This is a genomic window from Marinobacter sp., from assembly GCF_048269445.1.
Classification (GTDB): domain Bacteria; phylum Pseudomonadota; class Gammaproteobacteria; order Pseudomonadales; family Oleiphilaceae; genus Marinobacter.
In genome coordinates this window covers 329,561-348,349 of record NZ_JBLXIQ010000005.1, presented here as the reverse complement: position 1 = coordinate 348,349, position 18,789 = coordinate 329,561, and the positions used below count along the sequence as shown (strand labels likewise).

At 58.3% G+C, this 18,789-nt stretch carries 16 protein-coding genes; 5 read left to right on the top strand and 11 right to left on the bottom strand.

What is annotated here, in order from left to right; all coding sequences use genetic code 11:
- Positions 1-35: 35 nt before the first annotated feature.
- The 3 genes from ACN0XM_RS13145 to mqo all read right to left on the bottom strand — a co-directional run bounded on the left by ACN0XM_RS13145 (position 36) and on the right by mqo (position 4,982).
- Positions 36-1,976: a hypothetical protein gene (locus tag ACN0XM_RS13145; protein ID WP_417567424.1), complete on the bottom strand. Its 1,941-nt coding sequence runs from the start codon at positions 1,974-1,976 to the stop codon at positions 36-38.
- A gap of 136 nt (positions 1,977-2,112) precedes the next feature.
- Positions 2,113-3,345 carry an ATP-grasp domain-containing protein gene (locus ACN0XM_RS13140; RefSeq protein ID WP_417567387.1) on the bottom strand — a complete coding sequence of 411 codons (1,233 nt, stop codon included), beginning with the start codon at positions 3,343-3,345 and terminating at the stop codon, positions 2,113-2,115.
- A gap of 155 nt (positions 3,346-3,500) precedes the next feature.
- On the bottom strand, positions 3,501-4,982 hold the full coding sequence (mqo, locus tag ACN0XM_RS13135) for a malate dehydrogenase (quinone) (RefSeq protein ID WP_417567386.1): 1,482 nt from the start codon (positions 4,980-4,982) through the stop codon (positions 3,501-3,503).
- Positions 4,983-5,305: 323 nt separating this feature from the next.
- Here mqo and nhaD point away from each other — a divergent pair, with 323 nt between their 5' ends.
- From nhaD to ACN0XM_RS13115, 4 genes are all read left to right on the top strand, one after another.
- Entirely contained in the window at positions 5,306-6,556 is a 1,251-nt protein-coding gene (gene nhaD / locus ACN0XM_RS13130) for a sodium:proton antiporter NhaD (RefSeq protein ID WP_417567385.1), read from the top strand.
- Positions 6,557-6,565: 9 nt separating this feature from the next.
- Positions 6,566-7,549: a calcium/sodium antiporter gene (locus tag ACN0XM_RS13125; protein WP_417567384.1), complete on the top strand. Its 984-nt coding sequence runs from the start codon at positions 6,566-6,568 to the stop codon at positions 7,547-7,549.
- Positions 7,550-7,769: 220 nt separating this feature from the next.
- Positions 7,770-8,996 (top strand): sulfite oxidase, encoded by a 1,227-nt coding sequence (locus tag ACN0XM_RS13120; RefSeq protein ID WP_417567383.1) that lies wholly within the window; start codon positions 7,770-7,772, stop codon positions 8,994-8,996.
- Positions 8,997-9,053: 57 nt separating this feature from the next.
- Complete coding sequence (locus tag ACN0XM_RS13115; RefSeq protein ID WP_417567382.1) at positions 9,054-9,374, top strand: c-type cytochrome; 321 nt, start codon at positions 9,054-9,056, stop codon at positions 9,372-9,374.
- 34 nt (positions 9,375-9,408) lie between these two features.
- Here ACN0XM_RS13115 and msrB read toward each other — a convergent pair whose 3' ends face one another.
- A complete protein-coding gene (msrB, locus tag ACN0XM_RS13110; protein ID WP_417567381.1) occupies positions 9,409-9,834 on the bottom strand; it encodes a peptide-methionine (R)-S-oxide reductase MsrB in 426 nt (141 codons plus the stop codon).
- Between the two features lie 10 nt (positions 9,835-9,844).
- Positions 9,845-10,498: a peptide-methionine (S)-S-oxide reductase MsrA gene (msrA, locus tag ACN0XM_RS13105; protein ID WP_417567380.1), complete on the bottom strand. Its 654-nt coding sequence runs from the start codon at positions 10,496-10,498 to the stop codon at positions 9,845-9,847.
- A 141-nt stretch (positions 10,499-10,639) separates the two neighbouring features.
- On the opposite strand from msrA, the gene ACN0XM_RS13100 reads away from it, so the two are divergent.
- Positions 10,640-11,614 (top strand): metallophosphoesterase, encoded by a 975-nt coding sequence (locus ACN0XM_RS13100; protein WP_417567379.1) that lies wholly within the window; start codon positions 10,640-10,642, stop codon positions 11,612-11,614.
- An 8-nt stretch (positions 11,615-11,622) separates the two neighbouring features.
- Here the strand turns inward: ACN0XM_RS13100 and ACN0XM_RS13095 are convergent, their stop codons facing one another.
- The 6 genes from ACN0XM_RS13095 to ACN0XM_RS13070 all read right to left on the bottom strand — a co-directional run bounded on the left by ACN0XM_RS13095 (position 11,623) and on the right by ACN0XM_RS13070 (position 18,719).
- Positions 11,623-12,105 carry a CDP-archaeol synthase gene (locus ACN0XM_RS13095; protein ID WP_417567378.1) on the bottom strand — a complete coding sequence of 161 codons (483 nt, stop codon included), beginning with the start codon at positions 12,103-12,105 and terminating at the stop codon, positions 11,623-11,625.
- Between the two features lie 40 nt (positions 12,106-12,145).
- A complete protein-coding gene (locus ACN0XM_RS13090) occupies positions 12,146-13,522 on the bottom strand; it encodes a class II fumarate hydratase (protein WP_417567377.1) in 1,377 nt (458 codons plus the stop codon).
- A 67-nt stretch (positions 13,523-13,589) separates the two neighbouring features.
- Complete coding sequence (locus ACN0XM_RS13085) at positions 13,590-13,874, bottom strand: hypothetical protein (RefSeq protein ID WP_417567376.1); 285 nt, start codon at positions 13,872-13,874, stop codon at positions 13,590-13,592.
- 99 nt (positions 13,875-13,973) lie between these two features.
- Positions 13,974-15,734 carry a NahK/ErcS family hybrid sensor histidine kinase/response regulator gene (locus ACN0XM_RS13080; RefSeq protein WP_417567375.1) on the bottom strand — a complete coding sequence of 587 codons (1,761 nt, stop codon included), beginning with the start codon at positions 15,732-15,734 and terminating at the stop codon, positions 13,974-13,976.
- Positions 15,718-16,881, bottom strand: a complete 1,164-nt coding sequence (gene ercA / locus ACN0XM_RS13075) for an alcohol dehydrogenase-like regulatory protein ErcA (protein ID WP_417567374.1) — start codon at positions 16,879-16,881, stop codon at positions 15,718-15,720. The genes ACN0XM_RS13080 and ercA overlap by 17 nt, the downstream gene beginning before the upstream one ends.
- A gap of 44 nt (positions 16,882-16,925) precedes the next feature.
- The gene (locus ACN0XM_RS13070) at positions 16,926-18,719 is read right to left on the bottom strand and encodes a prolyl oligopeptidase family serine peptidase (protein ID WP_417567373.1); all 1,794 of its coding nucleotides are present in this window, start codon (positions 18,717-18,719) and stop codon (positions 16,926-16,928) included.
- Between the last annotated feature and the right edge of the window lie 70 nt (positions 18,720-18,789).

Genomic DNA, 18,789 nt, shown 5'->3' with positions numbered 1-18,789 from the left:
ATCAATGAGTTCCAGGTGATCAGCCGGTTTCGGGATCAACCGATTATGGGTGCCTCTGCCTGTAATGCATCGGCGGGCACCCGGTCTGCACCCCAGCTGCGATACACACCCTCTGTTACGCGGCGAAGCTCTTCTTCGTTCACTCCTGCCGGCTCACCCCGCTCCAGTGGATCGTAGTGAAAGATGTAAAGCCGTGAAGTGAACATCTCAAAAGGCAGTGACGATTCCCCGAAACGCTCGCCGCAACCGGAGGTACTCACCTGCACTCCGTCACCCCAGTTCTGGCCGCTGTCATTGTTCGGGTTGAAGAAATACACCCGCATCTCACCTTCCGGATCCAGTGTCACCCGAAGAATGGTAATGGCGTGCCAGCCTATGAACCGGGCGGCACTGTCGGTAACCGCGATACCCGCCGGCTGGGGGTGTATCAGGGGTTGATTGCCGTTGTAGTAGGGATGGTAACTGGCATAAAAGTGGCGGATAAACCCTTCAAGGTCAGTGAGCTTGCCGGTTGCCACATCCACATTGATGGCAAACCCGCGACCGGCGGACCAGCCGTGGAATTCAGGGTTCACCCATCTATGGGGGTCACCTTCACGGCCGACGCATAAGCGGCCCATCTCAGCGTAGATTCGGTCCAGGTGCGGCACTACCACAAGAGAGACAGGGTCTAGGTCCAGAGTCACTTCCGACGCCACGCCACCCCCGCTTCGGGCGGAGGAAACCGGCTGGCCCTCGAAGTGCATGACAATTTCATTGTCTCGGGCCGCCCAGGCGACCATCTGCAACAGGTAATCCGGGTCATTATAGGCCCACATGGACAATGCACGGGCAGACTGGCAAGTGGGGTTGTTGCCCTGCCCCACGCCCAGCGGCTGCCCCAGCATGTTCATCACGCCCTGCATCAGCCAGGCAGCGGGCTGGGGCTGATAGCCATAGGCAAACTGCAGACGCTCCCGGGCCTCGGGGCAAACCGACAGCCTTACCTGGCGCCAGAGCGCCGGCGCCACCGGAGGCTGGTAGAGAATACCACGCTCCAATAGCAGGGCCAGGCCATAAAGGCCCTGGGCTGTCTCTGGGAAAATGGACTCTTCAATCAGGGTACGCACCAGGTCCCGGTAACACAGCAGGCAATCCCGGCCGGTGCTCGACAAGCCCAGAGCCTCACTCAAGAGGGAATCCTGCCCCTCCAGAATGAACCGCACGAAACTGGCATGGTAGGGCGAGACCAGACCGGTGTCGTGCATGGAACGGGCAAAACCGGTGGCTTCGTTCTGTAACGCAGCATTGTCCATGGTCTCCAGCCGTTCCTGGTACACCGTGGTGCCGGGATCCTCACTGCAGGCCCTTGTTGGCCCGTACAGGCTCGAAATGAGCCGGTCGGCACCACGGCCGGCACCGCCCAGATCGGCACTAGGATCTGCCCGGCAGATCGCAATCTGGGTGATCATCCGGCGCACATCACTCACCCGGATCGGCCGTTGCTCAAGGATGCGCCAGATCTCCTCGATAAGGCTGTCGATGACGTGTTCATAGCCGATGTGACTTGCCACATATTGAACCAGGGACTGACTGATCCGTGCCAGTTTGCCCTGCTCCCGCTCTGCCTCACCGGTCATCCCGAACAGCAGGCCCAGATTAATGGCCAGCACCTGGGTCAGATAGTGATGGGCCTGCTCCGCCGAAACGCTCGGATGCAGGTATCTGCCCCGGGCGACTGATAACAGGCGGAGCTCACTGAAGGCCTCGATCACCACGGTGTCGGCATTCTGGCTCTGCAGGGAATATGGGGTGAGCGACGGCAGAAGGGTGGCGGGATCAGCCCAGTCGGTGCCTTCAAACACGCCGGCTTCTTCAAGCCGCTGTGCTCGCGCTTCGATGGCCTGACATCCGTCCGGCTGCAAAAGCACCCGCCGGGCAATATCAAACAGTTTGGGAAGTTTGCCGGCCTTTGCAAAAGGCCGGCTCTCTTCCATCGCTACGATGGACTCGTCCAGTTTTTGCACCAGTTTGTCAAAGTTGACCACTGGTGCCTGGCTGGCCGGTTGATTTTCACTCAAACGTGATTCCTCAGGGCCTGCATCAAACCCTTTCCGTTAATGCATGCCTCGATTATACATAGAAATCGAGTTCTTCCTGATGTTTGAGCAGATCCCGCATGACATACGGGTCTTCGCCGAAGAAATAAATCAGTCCCCAGTGGGTACCGAACGCGGTGCGCTTGGTAACGGTCTCTTCCACCGGTGGCGTCAGTTCATGGGATTCAAAGTACTCGTGATTCTCGGTCTCTTCCGGAATCTCGAGACGGCTGACGACGCGGCGACGCGGGTAAACACCGAAACAGCCGGCGTAACCTTTGGCATCCACCACTTCTTTCGGGAAGAAGGCGGCGATTTCCTCTTCGGTGGTTTTCGGATCGAAAGCCAGAATCATGCCCTGGTAGGCGTTGAAACCGTAGGCCCGTTCCAGCAGCTCAAAAACCTTGAAGCCGGGCGGACGGTAGGCCACCTCACCAAAGTACATGGTGCCGTCGCTGGTCACGAAATACTCCGGATGGACAAAGCCGAATTCAATATCGAAGGTCTTGATCAGCTTTTCAATCTCAGCGGTGATCTGGGCGCGGTATTTTTCCAGATCCGGCGTGGCTGGCACAAACACTGAATAACCGAGAGTGACGTACTCGGAAATGTTGAGGAAGCGGATCTTTCCGTTGTGAATCCAGGCCTCGACAGCGAACTCCCAGCCATCCAGGTGGGACTCCATCAGTACCGGAAATTCCTCATCAGGAATGGTGTCCACTTCATCCGGGGTTCGAATTACCCGGTGCCCCAGACAGCCAGCCTTGTCGAAGGCCTTGAGGTGAATGGGATCGTTGGGATCCCCGTCCAGCTTCAGCAGGGTCTGGTTTACCCGCTTCAGGAACCGGATGACGTCATCGCGGTCATGGGCTTCTTCAAAAATGCCCACGCGAATACCGCCCAGCTGGGCTCGCCGCTTCATCAGTGCCTTGTCGCGCAGCAACATGGCCTGACCAAACAGCCTTGGATTGCCCATCAGCACCGAGTTGATGGCACCGGCCCACTCCACGGTCTCTTCAAACAGCGGGATGGCGACGTCCACTCCCTTATCCTGGAGGATATGGGCAATCTCGACGGAACGGTCGTTCAGTCGCTCGAAGTTCCAGGGCACGTAAGGGATGTCGTGCTCAGTGCAGTATGCTTCTGCCCAGTCCGGGGCGACGACCACGTAACGGCGGTCGAACTTGTCGGCTGCTTCAATGGCATTCAGGCTCCAGCCCAACAGCGCAATATACCCTTTCTCAGGATTGTAGTTTTGCTCGGTCATAGACTCTCCTTTACTAAGGGTTAGCCTTACAACCCTACGCGGACAGCACAAAATCGCAAATTTTGTGACCCACCTCACCAAAAAAAGCACCGTGGCTGCCTGGAGAGAATCCAGCAATCACAGTGCTTTCCATCTTCTTAGATCGTTTGGGAATATCAGCCCAATTTCAGGCTAGACAGGGTCCGTTCGCGCACTTTGGTCAGCAGCGCTTCATCATTCACGAGGGACTGGCCATAGGACGGCACCAGCTCCTTCATGCGCCCCTGCCATTCCGGCGTCTTGATCTTCTCCGGGAAGCAGCGCTCGATAACGTTGATCATTGCATTGGCTGCCGTGGACGCTCCAGGCGAGGCCCCCAGCAATGCTGCCAGCGTGCCATCTTTGGCCGCCACAATTTCGGTGCCGAATTCCAGCTTGCCGCCACCACCGTCGACCTGCTTGATAATCTGCACCCGCTGGCCAGCCATCCGAAGTTGCCAGTCTTCCTCTTTCGCTTCAGGGAAGAAATTGCGCAGTGATTCAATTCGGTCCGGGTGCGACTGGAACACTTCGCCAATGAGGTAGCGGGTGAGGTCCATATTACTCTTGCTGACCGAGAGCATTGGCCGCAGATTGGTAGGTTTCACTGAACCGAGTAGATCAAAGATGGAGCCCTGCTTGAGAAACCGGGTGGTAAAGCCCGCGAAGGGCCCGAACAGCAATGCCGGCTCACCGTTGATGATGCGGGTATCCAGGTGTGGCACGGACATCGGGGGCGCCCCGATCGGCGCCTTGCCGTAGACCTTGGAGTGATGCTGCTCAACGATATCCGGCTTACGACATACCAGCCACTGACCACTGACCGGAAAACCACCGTAGCCACGGGCTTCATCAATACCGGATTTCTGCAGCAGTGGCAGCGCGCCACCGCCAGCTCCCAGGAACACAAAGCCGGCTTCCAGCTTGGTCAGTTCTCCGGTTTTCTGATTTTTGACACGCACTTTCCAGCGGCCATTGTCACGCTGGTCGATGTAGTGCACGGGACAGCTGGTCATCAGCTCGAAGTTGGGCTGGGTTTCAAGCCACTTCACCATGCTGCGAGTGAGGGAGCCAAAATCCACGTCCGAGCCGTGCCTGATCCGGGTGGCAGCCACGCGCTGCATCGGGTCCCGGTTCTTGACCACCAGGGGCATCCACTCTTCCAGGTCGTTCGGGGACTCGGTGTATTCCATTTCACGGAACAGGTGATGAGCACTCAGACGCTCGAACCGGCGTTTCAGGAAAGCCACATCTTTCTCACCCCAGACAAAGCTCTGGTGCGGCGTACGATTAATGAAGCTGGTGGGCTCGGGCAAAATGCCCTGCTCAACCAGATACGACCAGAGCTGCAGCGAAACCTCGAACTGGGCATTGATCTGCAGGGCGCGTTCGATGGCGACGTCGCCATCGTCGGTTTCGGGAGTGTAGTTGAGCTCGCAGTACCCGGCGTGGCCGGTGCCTGCATTGTTCCATCCGTCCGTGCTTTCATGGGCAACGTGGTCGAGACGCTCCACCAGGACAATGTCCAGGGACGGATCCAGCTGCCTGAGCATCATACCGAGAGTGGCGCTCATGACGCCACCGCCGACCAGCACTACGTCTGCCTGTCTAACGGCCATTGGTTTTCACCCTAGCTAATGTTGAGCTTTTCGCCCCCTCACGATCAGCAAGAAGGCCTGTCGGAAGCCGGCCGGGCGCGAGGTGGTAAACGACGCCGCCGTCTGCTTCCGGTCTGAATGTGCGCGAGATTATCCCGATTTTGACCGAAATAATAAATTGCGATTGTCAATAGATTCGTTTTTTTCGACTGCTGCCGATGTTTGGATGCTTCAGGTCCCTTTTACGAACAGTGGCTTGCTACGGGTCAAAGGTCTAAAATCCGGCCGCATTATCGGCCCGGCCGGCTCCGGCCTTTATTCCTAAACCAGGACGGGATTTCCCAATGTCTGCCCTTGAAGTAATTCTGATTATTCTTGCGGTTCTGGCGCTATTAGGCGTCATCTTTGAAGAAGTCATTCATATCAACAAGGCCAAGGTTACACTGTTCTTTGGCACCATGAGCTGGGTGCTTCTGTTTCTGTTCAGTGATAACCCGAAAGAAACCTCTGCCATCTCTGAAGGCCTCTCAGAAAGCATTGGCGAAATCGCGGGGCTATGGCTGTTCCTTGTTGCAGCCATGACCTTCGTTGCTTATCTGAACAAGAAGGGCATGATCGAAAACGTCATTTATCTGATCATGCCGAAGCAGGTGAGCGAACGGAGGCTACTGTTCCTGACTGGCCTTTTCTGCTTTATCTTCTCCTCTTTGGCAGACAATATCACCGCCACTTTAGTCTCATGTTCACTAATTCTTTCTCTGAATCTAGAGCTGAAAAAGCGAATCCAGTTCGTCACCCTGGTCGTTTTTTCAGTCAACTCAGGAGGCGTATCACTGATCACCGGAGACGTCACTACGCTGATGATTTTTCTGGCAGACAAGGTGGAAATACTGACCTTGCTGACGCTGGCCATTCCGGCCTCGATCACGGTTTTTATCCTGGCCCTTTTCCTGTCAGGAGGCCTGACAGGGACGATCACACTCCGCGCCAACACCACCCCGGTTCGGCCCGTCGACGCCATCATCGGCGGCCTGTTTTTGTTAACAATCCTGTGCACCATTGCCGGCAACGCCTTGTTCAGCATCCCGCCGGTACTGACCTTCCTGTTTGGCCTCTCGATCATGTTCCTGGTGTCGCGATTCATGAGTGATGACTCCGATCTGGACCCGATTCTGGAATACATCCGCATTATCGAATTTGAGACCTTACTGTTTTTCCTGGGCATCCTGCTGCTGGTGGGCATGCTCAAGGAGATTCATGCACTCAATTCCCTGGTGGCCATATACGACGTTCTGCCGCCACTTTACGCCAACTACCTGATGGGCATTTTCTCGGCGGTTATCGATAACGTACCGCTGACTGCAGCACTGCTGAAGGCGGGCATCAACATGAGCCCCGGCGAGTGGATGGGACTGACTTACGCGGTCGGCGTGGGTGGCTCATTACTGGTGATTGGATCGGCCGCAGGGATAGTGGCCATGAGCAAAATCCCGGGGCTGACCTTTGCGGCCTACATGCGGTATCTTGCACACCTTCTCGCAGCCTACACACTGGGTTATGCCGGGGTTTACATGCTTGGACGTTTCATCAACTGAGGTTTTTCTATGCTAATGGCATTTGGCGCAATCATCGCCGGCCTGGTTCTGCTGGTCTGGAGTGCTGACAAGTTCGTGGAGGGCGCTGCGGCAACCGCCAAACACCTGGGCATGCCAACCCTGCTGATCGGCATGGTGATCATCGGTTTCGGAACCTCAGCCCCGGAACTGGCGGTTTCCGCCATGGCTGCCGCGGACGGTAATCCCGGCCTGGCCCTGGGTAATGGTTACGGCTCCAACATTACCAATATCGCCCTGATTGTCGGCCTGACCGCGATTATCGCGCCGATTGCCGTGCACTCTCAGGTCATTCGCAAGGAGTTGCCCCTGCTGGTGGTGTTGACGCTGATTGCCGGCGCCCAACTGCTCGACGGCGAACTATCGCGCCTGGACGGCTGGGTACTTCTGGGTGTCTTTGCTGCGGTAATGGGCTGGTCCATCTATCAGGGTATGAAAGGCAAGGCCGACGCGCTGGCCGGTGAGATCGATACCGAAATCGTCACCCACCCCATGCCTCTTAAGACAGCTGTCATCTGGCTGGTTATCGGCCTGATCCTGCTGGTCGTCAGCTCCCGTCTGCTGGTATGGGGCGCGGTGTTCATTGCCCAGAGCCTGGGCGTCAGCGATCTGGTGATCGGCCTGACCATCGTCGCCGTTGGTACATCACTGCCGGAACTCGCCTCGGCCCTCGCAGCCGTCAAGAAGAACGAGCACGACCTGATTCTTGGCAACATTCTGGGCTCGGGCATTTTCAACACCCTGGCCGTCGTCGGCCTGGCTGCGGTGATCCAGCCACTGGCTGTTGATCCGGAGGTCCTCTACCGGGACTGGACACTGATGCTGGCGTTAACGGTTGGCCTGTTCCTGATGGGCTATGGTCTGACCGGCTGGCGCAAACTGGTCAGCCGGGCTGATGGTACCATCCTGGTGCTGGTTTATGTCGCGTACACTGGCTACCTGCTCTCCACGGTGGTCGCCGCCGGAATCGCCTGAGCCGCCAAAAGTGAAGCCGGGCTGCCCGGCTTCACCAATACTCTAACTTCCCACTCTCAAGGTCCTCAGTCTCGCCAGCAGTACCTCCTGTCCCGAAAAACCCACAAAAATATTGCTCAATTATTGATCAGGATCTATAAATAATAAGGATATTCCCTGCTCATGTCAGCCGAGCAGATCATCACCGTCTAACGACAGGTCCAACAAGGAGAGAGGGATCATGAACCCCAAAACAGCCTTACAGCGAGGCCCGAATGATCCGGGCCTTGAGAACTCGACCCGTCGAAGCCTCCTTCTCGGGAGTGCCGGCGCCATGGCCGCCGTAAGCCTGCTCGGCTTCACGCCGCTGGCCAGGGCCGAAGAGCCGAAATCGCTACCCGATTACGCCGCGTGGAAAGAACGCAACGCCCTGATAGTGCACAGCGCAAACACCATGGAAACCCAGCGAGGCGCCATCGGAAACGGCATCATTACCTCCAGCAATCGCCTGTTCGTCCGCAATAACCTACCTGCGCCGCCGGCTTCGATAACCGAAAACCCGGACGCCTGGGAAGTCCGCATCGAAGGCGTCAAAAATCCTCGCACCCTGACGGTCGGGGATCTCAAAAAGCTGGGGGTAACCACCGTCGCGTCCGTTCTCCAATGCTCCGGTAACGGCCGCGCCTTCTTCCCGCACGGTGCCAGCGGCACCCAATGGTCTGTTGGCGCTGCAGGCTGCATCATGTGGACCGGCGTACCGCTGAAAGATGTAGTGGACGCCCTGGGGGGGCCGGCAGAAGGTACTCGCTATATCACCAGCACCGGCGGTGAATCACTGCCTGACGGGATTGACCCCAAGACAATCGTTGTGGAGCGCTCAGTTCCCACCCGGGCCATGCAAACTGCGTTGTTGGCCTGGGAGATGAATGACGAACCACTGCCCCGAACCCATGGCGGTCCACTGCGCATGGTGGTGCCGGGCTACTACGGCGTGAACAACGTCAAGTATGTCAAGAACATAACCTTTACCGAGAATCAGACCGATGCCAAGATCCAGGCCTCCGGCTACCGGATACGTGACGTCGGCGTAAAAGGCGCGCCGGACCAGCCGTCCATGTGGGAGATGAATGTCAAATCCTGGGTCACGGCGCCGCTGGAAACCGCCCGGGCTGGCCGGAACATGATCTACGGGGTGGCCTTTGGCGGCAACGCAGCCGTGGAAAAAGTGGACGTTTCCCTGGACGGCGGCGAAACCTGGAAACAGGCCCGCTTCCTGGGCCCGGATCTGGGCCCCTACGCTTGGCGCCCTTTCGTTCTGGCGGCAGACCTGTCATCCGGCGAACATCGCATTGTCAGCCGGGCAACGGATACCCAGGGCAACAGCCAGCCTGAAGGCCGGACTGATAACGAACGAGGCTATGGCCACAATGGCTGGAGTGACCACGGGGTGACGGTCGCCGTCAGTTGAGCGCCCACGGGGCTGGCCGGAAGAACGGCCACCCCAATTCTCCCGGAAGACAAGAAAATGAGAAAGGCGGCAGTACTGTTGGTGGTTTCCCTGGCTGGACTTTCGTGTCTGGCACAGGCCGATGATATAGAGAAGGGGAAAAAGGTTTTCACCCAGGAGGCCCAGCCTTCCTGCACTGTGTGTCACACCCTTTCAGACGCAAACTCTGCCGGCGCTATCGGCCCAAATCTGGACGAACTGAAACCGTCCCGGGAACGGGTTATCAAAGCGGTCAGCGGCGGCGTTGGCATCATGCCAGCGTTCAACGAATCTCTGTCGTCAGAACAAATTGAAGCAGTGGCAGATTATGTCGCCAGGGTTACCGGTGGGGATAAGTAACATCCCGGGACGGGACCGCCCCGGGATGTAAGGTTTAGCCGTTTTCCTTGAACACCATCGCGACCGAGTTCAGGCAGTAGCGCTGGCCGGTCGGTGGCGGGCCGTCCGGGAAGACGTGTCCCAGATGACTGTCGCACCGCGGGCACCGGATTTCAGTGCGGGTCATACCCATACTGTTGTCTTCGATGTAGCGTATGTGGTCAGAATCAAAAGGCTGAAAGAAACTTGGCCAGCCGGTTCCTGAATCAAACTTGGAGTTGGAACTGAACAGCGGCAGGTCACAGAGCCGGCAGTGGTAAACCCCGGCTTTCTTGTTGTCCAGCAAGGTGCCGCAGAACGGATGCTCAGTCCCATGGTCCAGCAGCACACGTCTTTCATCAGCCGTCAGATCCGCGGCTTTCTCCTCAACTTGAGCTTTGGTCAGTGGTGTCAGGTCATAACCTGCAGCGGAAACTCCCATTTGTGCCTCCTCAGGCCATGCTGTCTGTGTCGTTGTCCGTGAATTCCGGTTTCAGGCGGTCACCATAACTGTCTGCCAGTTTTTCCATCTTCGGCGCGGCAACGGCCATGATGTAGGGCTGGTACGGGTTCCGGGCGGCAAAATTCTGGTGGTACTCCTCCGCCGGGTAAAACGCCTCCAGCGGTTCCAGCGTGGTCACAATCGGGTCCGGATAGACGCCGGCCTGATTGAGCTGGTGGATATAGGCCTCGGTTACCTGTCTCTGTTCCGGCGTTTCGTAGAAAACGGCTGAACGGTACTGGGTGCCACGGTCATTGCCCTGACGGTTCAGCTGGGTAGGGTCATGGGCCACGGAGAAAAACACTTTGAGCAGCTCACCAAAACCGACCTTTGCCGGATCGTAGTGAACATCCACCACCTCGGCGTGCCCCGTGGTGCCGGTACACACGGCCTCGTAGTTGGCTGAGCTGGAATGCCCTCCGGCATAACCGGACTGCACGCTGGTTACCCCATCGATGGCCAGAAATACCGCTTCGACGCACCAGAAACAGCCGCCAGCCAGAACGATTCGCTGCTCACCCTCTGCCGCAGGCAGATCCCGCTCAGGATCCGGAAAACGGCTTCGGGGTACTTTCAGACCCGGGATACTGCACGATGTCGTCATGGTGACCTCTCCGTTCGGATTTGTCTGCCTGTAGGAAGTCGATTGTGGCTGGAAAACGGCCAGTTTGCCAACCATAATGACAACCAGGGTTTGCCATTTTGCGCCCCGGCCATGCCCGGCTCGGCATACAAAGGAAGAAAAATGACGGCAAGGGCTCGCACACCGGAAAATCAGGACCAACTCCTGGAATACCGCCTGAGCCTCAGACTTGGCCCCGTTCATGCCCGCCAGAGACTCGGTATCGAACGGGAGGCTGAAGCGAAGGTATTCGGGCAGGATCACAGCTCGTTCCATCTGGAAAACTGGACCACAGCGCCCGGTTTTATCCGCACCTGCCTGAGATCGGTGGGCATGTGGGGTCGTGGCCAGAGCAACAGCCGGCGCATTAGCACCGCATACAATCGCTTTCACCTGCCCAGCCTGCCTGACTCCTTTGAGGGTTACCGAATTCTGCACCTGACGGATCTGCATGTGGATATGGACGAAGCCAATCTGCAGGCCGTTCTGCGCGTGGTCGAGTCCCTGGAGTACGATCTTTGCGTGCTGACCGGTGACTACCGAAAACTCACTTGGGGACCCATTGAAGACGCTCTCGACGGCATGGCCCGACTACGCGATAGCATCAGAGGCAACGCTTACGCCGTGCTCGGCAATCACGACAGTGTGCGCATGGTGCCAGCGCTAGAGGACATGGGTTATCAGCTGCTAATGAACGAAATGGTCCCTCTTGAGCGTGAGGGGCAAAGCTTATATCTTGCGGGCGTGGACGACGCCCATTTCTACAAAGCGCACAATCTGCACCGGGCCGGCGATAACATTCCGGCGGGGGGAGCCAGCATTCTGCTCAGTCATACCCCGGAGATATGGCGGGAAGCCGCTCACGCCGGTTATGACGTCTTTCTGTGCGGCCACACCCATGGCGGCCAGATCTGCCTGCCAGGCGGCATTCCCATTACCTTGGATGCCGATTGCCCCCGCAGTCTCGGGCGCGGCTACTGGAGAATGAATGGCATGCAGGGTTACACCTCACCGGGTGCGGGTACCTCGGTGGTGAACGCCCGGTTGAATTGCCCTCCGGAGGTCACCCTCCACACCCTTACGCGAGGCCCGGACTGACAATGCAATTAGTGAGGGTGCCGGCGGATACCGATGCGATAGAGCAGCGGTGAGGCGAGAATGTTCGACAGGGTAAAGAATACCACCACACCAAGAACGACCCAGCCACTGACAGACAACCACCACATTGCCAGCAACATGGGCAATAGCGCCTCAGGGATTTGATCCAGACCAACCGCCCTGGCGCTCGAAGCCAGGCCCAGACGGCGCTTGATGAAGCTGCTCAGCATATCGCCTATGAGCCCGAGAACCCCGAACACCATCCCGAAAGTGAATCCCAGCCCGGTAATCAGTGAAAACAGCCCACAGACCAGGGTCCCGGACACCACCCCTCGCCAGGTCTTGCTGTTACCGAGAATGGGGCGGCCGTCTTTCCACAAGCGGCCACCATCAACCGGCGCCGACCAAAGTCCCTTGAGCAGACCAGCAGCAACTACTGGCGCGCCATTGGCAAGCACCAGCATGACAAACAGCTCCATGGATATCAGCAAGCGCGCGGGCTCCCTTTCATGCAATTGGCAATACCAACGGTCAGGCGATTCCGCCCCGGGTCAGCTTCAACGGATCCATGAGTTCTTCCAGTCTGTCGCGGCTCAAGCCGCTACGCTCCTCGGCAACGTCGATTACAGGGCGCCCGCTGCGGTAAGCCTCCTTCGCAATATCCGCCGCCAGGCTGTAACCGATTTCCGGATTCAGCGCTGTTACGAGCACCGGATTCCGGCCTACCCCGGCATTCAGGTTGTCAGCGTTGACTGTAAAATCGCGGATCGCCTTGTCCGCCAGCGTAATCGAGGCGTTGGCGAGAAGGTCTGTCATGTCCAGCAAGTTGCCGGCCACCAGTGGCAACATTACGTTGAGTTGAAAGTTTCCGGACTGGCCTGCAATGGCCACTGCACTGTCCAGGCCCACTACCTGGGCACTGACCATGGCCACCGCTTCCGGAATCACCGGGTTGACCTTGCCAGGCATGATGCTGCTACCCGGCTGCAGGGCCGGGAGACTGATTTCAGCCAGGCCATGAATAGGTCCGCTATTCATCCAGCGCAGGTCGTTGGCGATCTTGGTAAGCACAATCGCCAAACCCCGCAACTGAGCAGACAGAGCCACCGGACCATCCACCGCACTCTGGCCGGTAAACTTGTGTTCCAATGACGTAAAAGCGTAGCCGGTATTGGCCCGCAGGAACTTGATGAACTGGCCGGCAAATTCTGGCAACGCGTTGATCCCTGTACCTACCGCGGTACCGCCCTGGGGCACCGCCAGCAGCTCCTCCGCCGCCGCTTCCACCCGCTTTTCCGCAGCGAGCAGCTGTTGCCGCCAGGTTTTCAACTCCTGGCCGAGCGTAACCGGCATGGCATCCATGAGGTGGGTGCGGCCGGTTTTAACCTGGTTCGAAAAAGCGGCCTCCTGCTCATAGATCACGCCACGCAGGTGCGAGAGTGACGGCAACAGCTTTTCATGCACGGCGGTAATCGCGCTAACATGAATCGCGGTGGGTATCACATCATTGGAGCTCTGGCTCATGTTGACGTGATCGTTCGGGTGAACCTCCTCACCGGCATTGCTGGCGATGGTCGCAATCACCTCATTCACATTCATGTTTGTGCTGGTACCTGAACCGGTCTGGTACCGGTCGACCGGAAACTGGTCCGCGTAGTCACCGTCCACCAGACTTTGACAAGCCTCGGCAATCGCATCCCGAAGATCGTTATCCAGAAGCCCAAGACTGGTATTGGCCTCCGCTGCCGCACGTTTAATCTGCGCTACGGCGGCAATAAATGCCTGGGGCATCGGCTGGCCGCTGATCGGGAAATTTTCGACCGCGCGCTGGGTTTGTGCGCCCCAGAGTGCGGTTGCAGGAACCTGTACATCTCCGAGACTGTCGGATTCCGTTCTGTATTCGCTCATGCTCCCTCCTGTCCATCCGTTTACATTGTGAGCTCTCAAGCTTTTACGTAACGCTGCCGGCTGTGTCTCAGCCGCCGGTATGGGATCTCAGCCGGACATGGTCGCAAATGCCCGTTACCTGTTCAAAATTCAGAATCAGGGTGTGAACGGTATTGGTATAGGTATCGTGCAGGTGAAACTTGTACCGGCGCTGTTTTTCGCCCTGAAGGAAGCCATCATATTCACGTACCAGCTCTCGCACATCGCCCCCGGAATCCTGGCTCCAGGTGGCGTTGAACGGGCCCAGAACGGCGCCGCCGGCCAGGCATATGGTGACTTCGTGGTTGGTAAGGCTGTTCTCCGGAACACTCATGGCTAATCTCCCTTCAGATTTGCCTCAGGTAAGTTTAGTTAAGTGTAGTCCGGAGGATCTTTCTTTGTGTGGTAATGCCCTTCTTTGCAAGGAAGATGATCAGGCAGAGGTAAGCAGGCTGGTCATCAGGGCTCTGAGCCGGTTCGGCTTGACCGGTTTGTTCAGGATCGGAAGGTACTGGGCGCGCAGCAACTTGCGGGTGTCGTCACTGCGGTCTGCGGTGATGATGGCAGCGGGGATATCCTTGCCGAGGTAACGGCGAACGGCGTGCACCGCGTCGTAGCCGGTCAGCCCGCTGTCCAGATGGCAATCAGCAAGGATAATGGCCGGAATCTGGCCTGCGTGTTCCAGTACTTCAAGTGCTTGAACCTTACTGCCGGCGGTCAGTACCTCACAGCCCCAGCGTTCCAGCAATAGCTGCATGCTTTCGAGGACCGCCGGCTCATTGTCGATGACCAGAATGGAGATTCCGTCGAAGCCATCGGAGAATCCCTGAAACGCACCCCCACGGGGCATTTCCAGCCGGGTTTGCGCAGGCTCCAGTGGCAGAGTCAGTGCAAACCGGGAACCGCGCGCGGGTCTGGAGGACACATCAATGTTATAACCCAGAATCCGGACCATACGCTCAACGATCGCAAGCCCCAGGCCCACGCCCTGGCGGCCGCCGGTACCCTGGGGCAGCAACTGGTGAAATTCCGTGAAAATCTCCCTGAGCTTGTCTTCCTCTATACCCACCCCGGTATCCCAGACCTCAATCCGCAACTGGTTACCCCGTACTCTCAAGGCCATCACGACACCACCCGTTCGGGTGTAACGGAAGGCATTGCTTAGCAGGTTTCGCAGAATGCGCGTAAGCATTCGCTGGTCGGTTTTGACCACGACCGGAACAGTCCGGATCCGGAAGGCCAGTCCTTCACTGGTGGCGACCGCCTGAAATTCCTCTGCCAGGGACCGGGCCAGGGCGGCCACATCGGTATACGCCAGATCCGGCTTCATGGCTTGCTGATCGAGTTTCGAGATGTCCAGCAAGTCTGCCAGCAGGTCCTCAGCGCCCTCGAGCGCCCGGTGCACCTGATGCACCATACGGGTCTCCTGCTCCGGCAACTTGCTCTCCTGGAGCGCGGAAACCATCAACCGGGCGGCATTCAGCGGTTGCAGCAGGTCGTGGCTGGCCGCTGCCAGGTATTTATCCTTGCCACGGTTGGCTTCCTTGGCAGCTTCCATGGCCACCACCAGCTCCCGTTCGACCTTTTCGCGCTCCTCAATCTGGTAGCGCAGGCCGACGTTGGCGTTTTGAAGCGCCTCGGTGCGCTCTTCCACCCGCCGCTCAAGAGTGGCGTTCAGCTGCTCCAGTTTCTGCCGTGCCAACACCCGCTCAGTGATGTCCGCCACGAAGGCTTCCACCACTTCCGGCCCGAGGTCCGGGCGGCGCAACAGGGTGACGGCAACGTGCACCGGCTTGCGGTCCGCCCGCTGAAAGCGGGTTTCCCGGGCGCTCAGGCTGCCTTCATTCAAAAGCTCCTGACGAATAGCATCGAACTCACTGGCACTGCAGAACAGCTGTTCCCGCAATCGGATAACCCGCTGCGTCAGGGTCTCAGCATTGTCATAACCGCAAATTCGCGCCATGGCGGGGTTGCAGGCCAGAAAGCCACCCCGCAGGTTGGCCTGAAAGATGCCATGCAGAGCGTTCTCGAATAGCCACTTGTAGCGATTGCGTTCCTGCTCCAGCTCCTCAATCCGCTCTTGCAATGCCGGGTAATAGTTTTTGCGGACCGACTGGCTGCCGAGGCCCAGAAGATCGCCAATTCCGTAGCCACTGTCGTGTTCGTCGTCGTGAACGTCAGAGCGCTTCTTCATAGACAACCTGAACGTCCCGGAGCGATGACTTGCGGGGATTGGTGAGGATGCAGGGGTCCTGCAGGGCAAAACCGGACAGATGGGGAATATCGGAAACGCTGACGCCCAGCTGGGCCAGACGTGCTTCCAGACCCACTTTGCGTTTCAGCTCAACGATTCGCTGCATCAGCCGTTTTTTGATCTCTGGCTTGCTCATTCCCCGGGTGTCGATGTCCATGGCTTCGGCCACCCGGCGGAAACGGTCCTCTGCAGACTGGAAGTTGTAGGCCACCACATGCTCCAGCAACAGCGCGTTGCACAACCCGTGCGGCAAATCCAGAAACCCGCCGAGGCTGTGGGACATGGCATGTACCGCCCCCAGAATGGCATTGGAGAACGCCAGCCCGGCCTGCATTGAGGCCAGCATGATTTGCTCCCGGAGGTAAGGATTGGCGATGTTTTCCACCAGGGGCTCCAGGTTCCGGTTGATCAGCCGGATGGCTTCCAGAGCATGGGTGTCGGTCAGCGGTCCGCTGCCGGTGGACACGAACGCCTCAATGGCGTGAACCAGGGCATCCACACCGGTACAGGCGGTCAAGTAGGCGTCCATGGTTTCCGTGACTTCCGGATCAATCAGGGACACATCCGGCACCACGGCCTTGCTGATGATGGAAAACTTGAAACGGCGGTTCGGGTCGGAAATGATCGCGAACTGGGAAACATCGGCCGAGGTGCCGGCCGTGGTCGGGATCAGGATCAGGGGGGGTGACGGGTTGGTGATGGTGTCCACACCCTCGAACTCCAGAATGTTGCGGCCGTGCGTGGCCACGATGCCAATACCCTTGGCGCAGTCCATGGGGCTGCCGCCACCGATGGCAACAATGACGTCACACTCACTGGATTTGTATAGCTCGGCGCCGGTCATGACCTCATCGACCTTGGGATTTGGGGATACACCGGTAAATACGGTGGAGCGGATGCCTGCATCGGTCAGGAGCGTCACGATCTCGCTGACCCAACCTGCAGCAGCCACACCTGGATCAGACACCAGAAGGACATGCCGGGCACCAAAGTTACTGGCGAAGTTGGGCACCGACTTACGGGAGCCGGCGCCGAAGACAATTTCCGGTGAGACAAACTTTCGCAGGGTAGAGATATCGTGACTCATCAGGCTGCACTCGACCGCTTGTTGTTATAGGAATAGCCGAGAGTTTAACTCAAGTTCTCCGCCCGTTCATTGGCCTTTCGACTATGCTTCCGATAAAAGCTGAACATCCATTCAAGCATGCCCGCCTGGTTGGCCTGATGCCGGAAACCGTGGCCTTCCTGCTCAAACCAGTGCAGTTCGGGCGCTCGGCCTGCGGCCTTCATCGCATCAATCATCGCGCGGGTCTGTTCCGGCACCACGACCTTGTCCTGCCCCCCCTGAAAAAAGATCATGGGCGCGGCAATACGGTCGGCATGGTATAGCGGCGTTCGTTCCCGCCAGCGCTCGGGGTAAGTGTCTGGTGGCCCCAGCAACCAATCCAGATACCCGGATTCGAAACGGTGGGTGATGGCCCTCAATCGTAGCGGGTCCGTCACCCCGAACATGCTGGCGCCGGCGGCAAATTTCTGGCTCCGGATCATGGCCATCAAGGCGGTGTAACCTCCGGAGCTCCGCCCCTGGACAAACACCCGCTGGCCATCCACCAGGCCAAACGAAGCCAGATGATCTGCGGCCTGCTCCATATCCTCGACATCCACCTCACCCCAGCGACCCTCCAGGGCCAGGCGGAAGGCTCGCCCAAAACCGCTGCTGCCACGGTAGTTCACTTCCGCAACGGCGAAACCCCGCTGACACCAGTACTGTACCTGGGGATTGAATACCGGATAGGCGGCAGAGGTTGGCCCACCGTGAGCCACCAGAATCAGCGGCGGCAATTCGGAAGTGGCCAACCTTGGCGTGTACAAAAACCCATGGATGGGCTGTTCACCATGGTTGAAAGCCGGCACTTCGATATCCAGCGGCAGCGAGACACGGAGACCCGGCATGGGCTCTTCGCCGCCAGCCATGATCCGTTCCTGTCCGGTTTTCGGATCAATTTCCAGGACCGTATCCAGACGGGTTGCGGATCGAGCAATGCAATAGAAATAACCACCGGAGGCCCTGAGATAACGGAAGTCGCTGAAGTCCCGGGCAATACGCATGCCCTCATCGCCCAGAGATGGCACCAGCCATAGCTCTCCGGTTCCGTTGCAGTAACGCACTCTGGCCCAGGCACCTTTCCCCAGCGGGCAGTGGTGGGACTCTCCCAGTTGCCAGGGCGCATTGGCATGGTCCAGGTCCGGTGACTCGCAGGAATGCCATTGACCCTCATCAACTGTGGTATTGAGAGACCACGGCTGCCACCAGCCAGCGTGATCGGACAACACCCACAACCGGTTACCATCAAACAGCGGCTGTTGAACGGAGGCTTCTGCAGGTGTTGGCCAGCTCCGGCATTGGTAAAGGCTGCCATCTTCGTCGAGGCTCGCTGTCCAAAGCAGACTGCTTACCCAAGGCATATCGGGCAGCTGCCAGCTTGTCCAGGCCACCTCGCCGCCGTCCGCAGACACTGCCGGTGCGCTGTAAAAGTCCAGGCCGCAATGGAGCACACGGAGTTCACCGTCTGGCGAGATCGCCACCAGTTGCTGCTGGCCATCGGCTTCACGAACCGCCAGCACCCGCTTCCGGGTTGTGTCGGCAACCAAACCGCCAAAGGCCGCGTCGGGGTCGTCAGTAAGCCGGGTACAGGCGCCGGCGCCCAGGGTAATAAACCGGATCTGCTGATCATCCCCGACAACGAAAACGCCGTGGCCAGAAGCCGCCAACGCGCCACCACCATAGCCGTTCACCCGGCTGCGAATGCTCAGTCCCTCAGGTCCCAGCCGAACGGGTCCCTGATCGGAAAGGTGCCAGAGGGTGTTGAAGCCTTCAGCCGGATCGGTCTGCAACCAGTAAATGCCAGCTTCAGAAACCGCCAATTCGCACCGTTGGGTATGAGCAGCGCAAGCCTCGTAGGCACTCAACAGGGGGGTGTCAGGCGCAGACGTT